The 6192-nt window shown below is 65.0% G+C and carries 5 protein-coding genes; all 5 read left to right on the plus strand.

Annotated elements, in window-relative coordinates:
- Positions 1–1480 (plus strand): hypothetical protein (locus WA702_RS11545; RefSeq protein WP_425110648.1); only part of this gene is annotated, 1480 nt, incomplete at its 5' end.
- 117 nt (positions 1481–1597) lie between these two features.
- On the plus strand, positions 1598–2326 hold the full coding sequence (locus tag WA702_RS11550; protein WP_425110649.1) for a thermonuclease family protein: 729 nt from the start codon (positions 1598–1600) through the stop codon (positions 2324–2326).
- A 112-nt stretch (positions 2327–2438) separates the two neighbouring features.
- Positions 2439–3230, plus strand: coding sequence for an LssY C-terminal domain-containing protein (locus tag WA702_RS11555; protein WP_425110650.1), 792 nt, complete (start codon positions 2439–2441; stop codon positions 3228–3230).
- A 57-nt stretch (positions 3231–3287) separates the two neighbouring features.
- Positions 3288–4493 (plus strand): pyridoxal-phosphate-dependent aminotransferase family protein, encoded by a 1206-nt coding sequence (locus tag WA702_RS11560; RefSeq protein WP_425110651.1) that lies wholly within the window; start codon positions 3288–3290, stop codon positions 4491–4493.
- Between the two features lie 8 nt (positions 4494–4501).
- The coding region (locus tag WA702_RS11565; protein WP_425110652.1) for a S9 family peptidase at positions 4502–6192 on the plus strand (1691 nt) is incomplete at its 3' end.

Genomic DNA, 6192 nt, shown 5'->3' on the forward strand with positions numbered 1-6192 from the left:
CGCCCGGGACGAGGCGTCGCCGGACTGGGCGACCATCGGCCGGCCGATCGCCGCCCTGATCGACAGTTTCCAGCTCCACCATCCGCAGCCGGCGCGCGCGATGCCAGCCGCGATGCCAGCCGCCGGCGCGATCGACCACGTTATCCGCACCTGCGGCGCCCACCTGCTCGGCTCGTTCGCAAAAAACGGCTTCATTCCAACCTATGCCGCCTTCAACCTGATCGGCGATCCCGATTTGAAGGGCCGCGAATTCCTAATGGCGCTGACCGGGCTCAATTCGCGCGGCTACAAGAACTCGACCATGCTGTTCAATCTCGCCCGCGCTTTCATCGCGCGCTCGCAAGCGAGCGCCATCATCAACCCACCATGGCACGGCATTGCCGAGCCGATGTGGGCGCCGGTGCAGATCCGCCACCGCTCCGCCTATTACGACGCCTTCTTCACCGAGGCGCTGCTGGCTTTCATCGAGAGCGGACTTGCCTCGCCGGATCAGACGCGCGCCGCGCGCGGCGCAGTCGCTGCTATGGTCGATTTCTGCCTCAAGACCAGCCGCGAGACGGTGCGCGGTGCCGATGGCGCGGACTACGACGTGGTGACCGCGCTGGCGCCGCTGCCGCATCCTCGGTTCTCCCGCTTCTTCGCGCAGATCAAGCAGGATCTCGGCTTTGGCATCTATGTGCCTGACTGCGACACCACGGCGTGCTCCTTCTCGGCCGCGACGCAGGCGGGCTCTGACGATCCGGTACTGAAGCAGCCGCTGGTCGATTTCTACGCCGGCTATCAGGTGCGTGCCGGCAGCAACGAGCCGCGCGTCACGGTGTCGATCAACGACAACATCGATTACGAGGGCGGCGTCGCCACCTGGATCGACAGCATCAAAGGCGAGCGGCCGTTCGGCAACGACCTCGATCCGACGCTCAATCTCGACGTCCTCGAGGTCTCGTTCCGTAACCTCAATCGCTGGCAAATCCTGGAGACGCCGCGGCGACTTCAGATGATCCAACAGATCGTCGCTTTCCAGCGACGGCTCGTCGTCAGCGGCGCGTTCGCCGATCCCCGCTCGCACATCTACTATTTGCCTGAGCTCTACTGCGCCTATTTCGGCCGCTGCTACGCCGCCTTCATGATGCTGCCGCCGTCGGCCCGGCGAGCGATCGACCCCGACGGCGCGTTCGAGATGATCCGTTTTCACGTGCTGGCCTATGTGCAGGACGAGCTTATCGCACGCGAGATCAACGTGTTCGATGCCGCGCTGGCCCTGATCGCGCTCGGCCATCTCGGCGCAGAGGCAGCCGCCTTCGTGCCCGCGTTGCATTGTATCGTTGCCCGCTTCGGCGAAGGCGGCCGCCGCGCGCCCTATCGGGCCTATGAATGGAACAAGATGAAGACCCCGACCCGCATCCTTGTCGGCGGCCCCGAGGTGACCTCGGCCTTCGTGCTGATGGGGCTCGCGCTGGCGCGCCGGGCGATGACGCGGTGAGCCGTGCCAGCATCGCGCGAAGTTGAGGTTATCGGGCCAGACGGGTCTGGCGCCGGTGGCCGATCCGTTTCACAATCGCGTTTCCGTGAAATAGATTCAGGACGCATGGCGCCGTTCATGTCGATCAGATTTGCATTCAGCCTGCTGCTGCTCTCATTGCTGCCCTCGCTGGCACACGCCGCCGACATCACCGGCACCGCGAAGATCCGCGAGGCCGATGCGCTGCAGATCGGAGCCACGCGGATCCGGCTCGGCGGCATCGACGCGCCCTCGGTCGACCAGCTCTGCCTCAATAAGAAGGGCGAGCGCTGGACTTGCGGCGTCGCCGCGCGCGACGAGCTGATCAAGCATACCAACGGCAAGACCTGGACCTGCCACCCGCGGTCAATCGACCGCCGCGGCCGCCAAGTCGCGCGCTGCGAGGTCGATGGCGAGGACATCCAGAAATGGCTGGTGGAGAACGGCTGGGCGCTGGCCTACGCCCGCCTGTCCAAGGACTACGAGCCGATCGAAAAGGCGGCGCGCGAAGCCAAAGCGGGGATGTGGCAGGGCGCCTTCATCGCGCCCTGGGACTGGCGGGTGCGCAACAAGAAGACCACCATCCTCGGCGCCACCAAGCCGCCGCCAAATGCCCATGCGATCCTGCTCGCTTCTGCGTCGGGGCCCGTTGCGCCCTCGCCCGACTGCACCATCAAGGGCAATGTCAACGGCTCCGGTGAATGCATCTATCACAAGCCGACCAGCCGCTGGTACGCGCGGATCGAAATGCGGATCAACAAGGGCACTCGCTGGTTCTGCTCGGTCGAGGAGGCCGAGGCCGCAGGCTGCCGCGAGACCAGGCGGTAGCCTTGGCCGACACGCAAAGCCTGACGCCTCCATCGATCTCGCAACGATCATCGTGATCGATGGCGCTCAGGATACGCCGAGCCGCATAGCCAGGCGGCGCCGCAGCACGCGCTTGCTGCGATGGCTGCTTCTGCTGTTCGGCTTCTATGTCGTCGCAGCCTATCTTGTCCTGCCCGCGTTCTGGACTCACCATGAGCATCAGAAGCGGCTCGCCAGCCTGCCAATGGTGACGCGGACCGCGCAGGGGATCCCGGGTGACCCGATCAATGTCGGGCTGATCGGCACCGAGACCGAGCTGGTCTGCGCGATGCACGCCGCAGGCTGGTTCCCGGCCGATCCTGTCACGCTACGCTCGTCGATCGCGATCGTCGGCAGCGTGCTACTCGCCCGCGCCTATCATGCTGCGCCGGTCTCCGATCTATTCTATCTCGACCGGCGCGAGGACCTCGCCTTCGAAAAACCCGCCAGTATAAGCGCCGACCACCGCCATCACGTGCGGTTCTGGAAGGTGCTCGATCACGGCGAGGAACAACGGCCGGTCTGGCTCGGCGCGGCAACCTTCGACCGCAGCATCGGCGTCAGCCATTTTACCGGCGCGATCACCCATCATATCGGGCCTGATATCGATGGCGAACGACAAGTGATCGTGACCGATCTCGAAACCGCGGGCATGGCCACGGCCAAATATCAGGTCACCGGCATCGGCCCGACCGTGGCGGGGCGAAACGGCGGTGGCGACCTCTATTACACCGATGGCGAGGTCTGGATCCTGCGGCTCGCCGCGAATTGCCAGAAGCAGACCACGCCGGTGGCGGTGATTCCGAGCCCGCCTGCAACCGAGCTCAAGGATCAGATCTGGCATGCGATCGCCAATACGATCACAAATGAGGTGGCCGGACCTTGAAATCCGCGCCGTTAGAGGTCATCCAAGGGCGACCTCTCGCGTTAAGGAAACTGACCCATGACCGTTCGCGCGGGCCGGGAATTTCTGGCCATCCCCGGACCCACCACGATGCCCGACGAGGTGCTGCAGGCCATGCACCGGCCGGCGCTCGATATCTACTCGGATCAGATGATCAACCTGACCGACAGCCTGATGGCCGATCTCGGCAAGCTGTTCGCCACCAAGGGCAAGACCTACATCTACATCGCCAACGGCCACGGCGCCTGGGAGGCGGTGCTCTCCAACGTGCTGTCGCGCGGCGACAAGCTGCTGGTGCTGGAGAGCGGCCGATTCGCGATCGGATGGGGCGCTGCGGCGCGCATGATGGGCGCCGACGTCGAGGTGTTGAACGGCGACTGGCGCCGCGCGGTGCGTCCCGCCGAGGTCGAGGCGCGGCTGCGCGCGGACAAGGAGCACAGCATCAAGGCGATCGTGGTGACGCAGGTGGACACCGCGTCTGGCGTGTTCAACGACATCGAGGCGATCGGCATGGCGATCAAGGCCGCAGACCATCCCGCCCTGTACATGGTCGATACCGTGGCCTCGCTCGGCTGCATGCCTTACGAGATGGACAAATGGGGCGTCGACGTCACCATGTCGGGCTCGCAGAAGGGCCTGATGACACCCCCTGGCCTCGGCTTCGTCGCGGCCAATGATCGCGCGCTGGCCGTGCACAAGACGGCCGGCCTGCGCACGCCCTATTGGGACTGGAGCGAGCGCGAGGGCGAGGAGCATTACCGCAAATATGCCGGCACCGCGCCGGTGCATCTGCTGTTCGCCTTGCGCAAGGCGATCGACATGCTGTTCGAGGAAGGGCTGGAGAACGCCTATCGTCGCCACGAGCTGCTGGCGGAAGCCGTGCGCCGCGCGGTCGCGGTATGGGCCGAAGGCCAGGTGCTCTCCTTCAACATCCAGGAGGCGGCCGAGCGCTCCAACACCGTCACGACCGTGCTGATGGGCGGCAAGCAGGATCCGGCAGCGCTGTACCGCTATTGCAAGGAGCATTGCGGCGTCATTCTCGGCGCCGGAATCGGGGACCTCACCGGCAAGGCGTTCCGCATCGCCCATATGGGCCATGTCAACGCACCGATGGTTCTCGGCACGCTCGGCGTGATCGAAGTCGCGCTTGCCGCGTTGAAGATTCCGCACGGAAGGGGCGGCATCGACGCCGCGGTGCAGTGGCTCGGCGAGAAAGTCAGTCCCTCCAGCGAAACGCAGCTGTAAGAGAGCTTATGAGCAACAGCAACGAACAGGCGCCGGTGGCGCCACGCCGCCCGCATTCCGTCAACCTCCACGGCATCACCGTCCATGACGACTATGCCTGGCTGAAGGACGAGAACTGGCAGGAGGTGCTGCACGATCCGAAGCTGCTCGACGCTGATATCCGCGCCTATCTGGAAGCGGAGAACGCCTATGCGGAGCGCCTGCTCGGTCATACCGCGCGGCTGCAGAAGACGCTGGTCGCGGAGATGCGCGGCCGCATCAAAGAGGATGATTCTAGCGTCCCCTCGCCCGACGGGCCCTACGCCTATTTCCGCAGGTATCGCGAGGGCGGCCAGCATGAGCTGTTCGCCCGCATGCCGCGCAATGGGGGCGAGGTGACGATCGGGCTCGATGGCGACGCGCTTGCCAAGGGCCATGACTATTTCAAGTTCGGCGGCAGCCGGCACTCGCACGACCATAAACTTGTGGCCTGGAGCGCCGACACCAAGGGTTCGGAATATTTCGCGATCCGCGTGCGCGACTGGGACAGCGGCCGGGATCACGACGACCTGGTCGAAGAGACCGATGGCGGCGTGGTCTGGACGCTGGACTGCAAGAGCTTCTTCTACGTCAAGCTCGACGACAATCACCGGCCGATGCAGGTGTGGCGGCACAGGCTCGGCACCGCGCAGGCCGACGACATCCTGATCTATGAGGAGCAGGACGCCGGCTGGTTCACCCATCTGCATGAAAGCACCTCCGGCCGCTTCTGCGTGATCGCCGGCGGCGACCACGAGACCTCCGAGCAGCGACTGATCGACCTTGCCGATCCCGATGCGCCGCCGCGGCTCGTGGCCGCGCGCGAGGAAGGCGTGCAATATGAAGTCGCCGACCACGGCGATCAGCTCTACATCCTGACCAATGCCGACAAGGCGATCGACTTCAAGATCGTCACTGCGCCGCTCGCTGCGCCGGAGCGCGCCAATTGGCGCGACCTGATTCCACACCGTGCCGGCGTCTATGTGCTCGACCATGATCTTTATTCGGGTCATCTGGTGCGGCTGGAGCGCTGCAACGCTCTGCCCGCCATCGTCATCCGCGACCTGAAGACAGGCGAGGAGCATGCGATCGCGTTCGACGAGGCGGCCTATTCGCTCGACGCGATGGGCTCCTACGAGTTCGACACCACGACCTTGCGCTTCTCCTACTCGTCGATGACGACGCCGTCGGAAGTCTATGACTACGACATGGTCACGCGCGAGAGGACCTTGCGCAAGCGGCAAGAAATTCCGTCCGGCCATAACCCGGCCGACTACGTTACCACCCGCATCATGGCCAAGGCCGACGACGGCGCTGAGGTGCCGGTGTCGCTGCTGCACCGGCGCGATTTCAAACAAGACGGCCAGGCGCCGCTCTTGCTCTACGGCTACGGCTCCTACGGCATGGCAATGCCGGCCTCGTTCAGCGCCAACCGGCTGTCGCTGGTCGACCGCGGCTTCGTCTATGCGATCGCGCATATTCGCGGCGGCACCGACAAGGGCTGGGGCTGGTATCTCGACGGCAAGCGGGCCAAGAAGACCAACAGCTTTGACGATTTCGCGGCCTGTGCCCGCGCGTTGATATCAGCGAACTACACCAGCGAGAAGCGCATCGTCGGCCATGGCGGCAGCGCTGGCGGCATGCTGATGGGCGCGGTCGCAAATCGCGCCGGCGAACTGTT

Origin of the sequence: Bradyrhizobium sp. (assembly GCF_049798375.1) — a bacterium.
Lineage (GTDB): Bacteria > Pseudomonadota > Alphaproteobacteria > Rhizobiales > Xanthobacteraceae > Bradyrhizobium.

Coding starts and splice junctions, on each gene's coding strand:
- WA702_RS11550 (WP_425110649.1), top strand. CDS start 1,598: ATGTCGATCAGATTTGCATTCAGCCTGCTGCTGCTCTCATTGCTGCCC.
- WA702_RS11560 (WP_425110651.1), top strand. CDS start 3,288: ATGACCGTTCGCGCGGGCCGGGAATTTCTGGCCATCCCCGGACCCACC.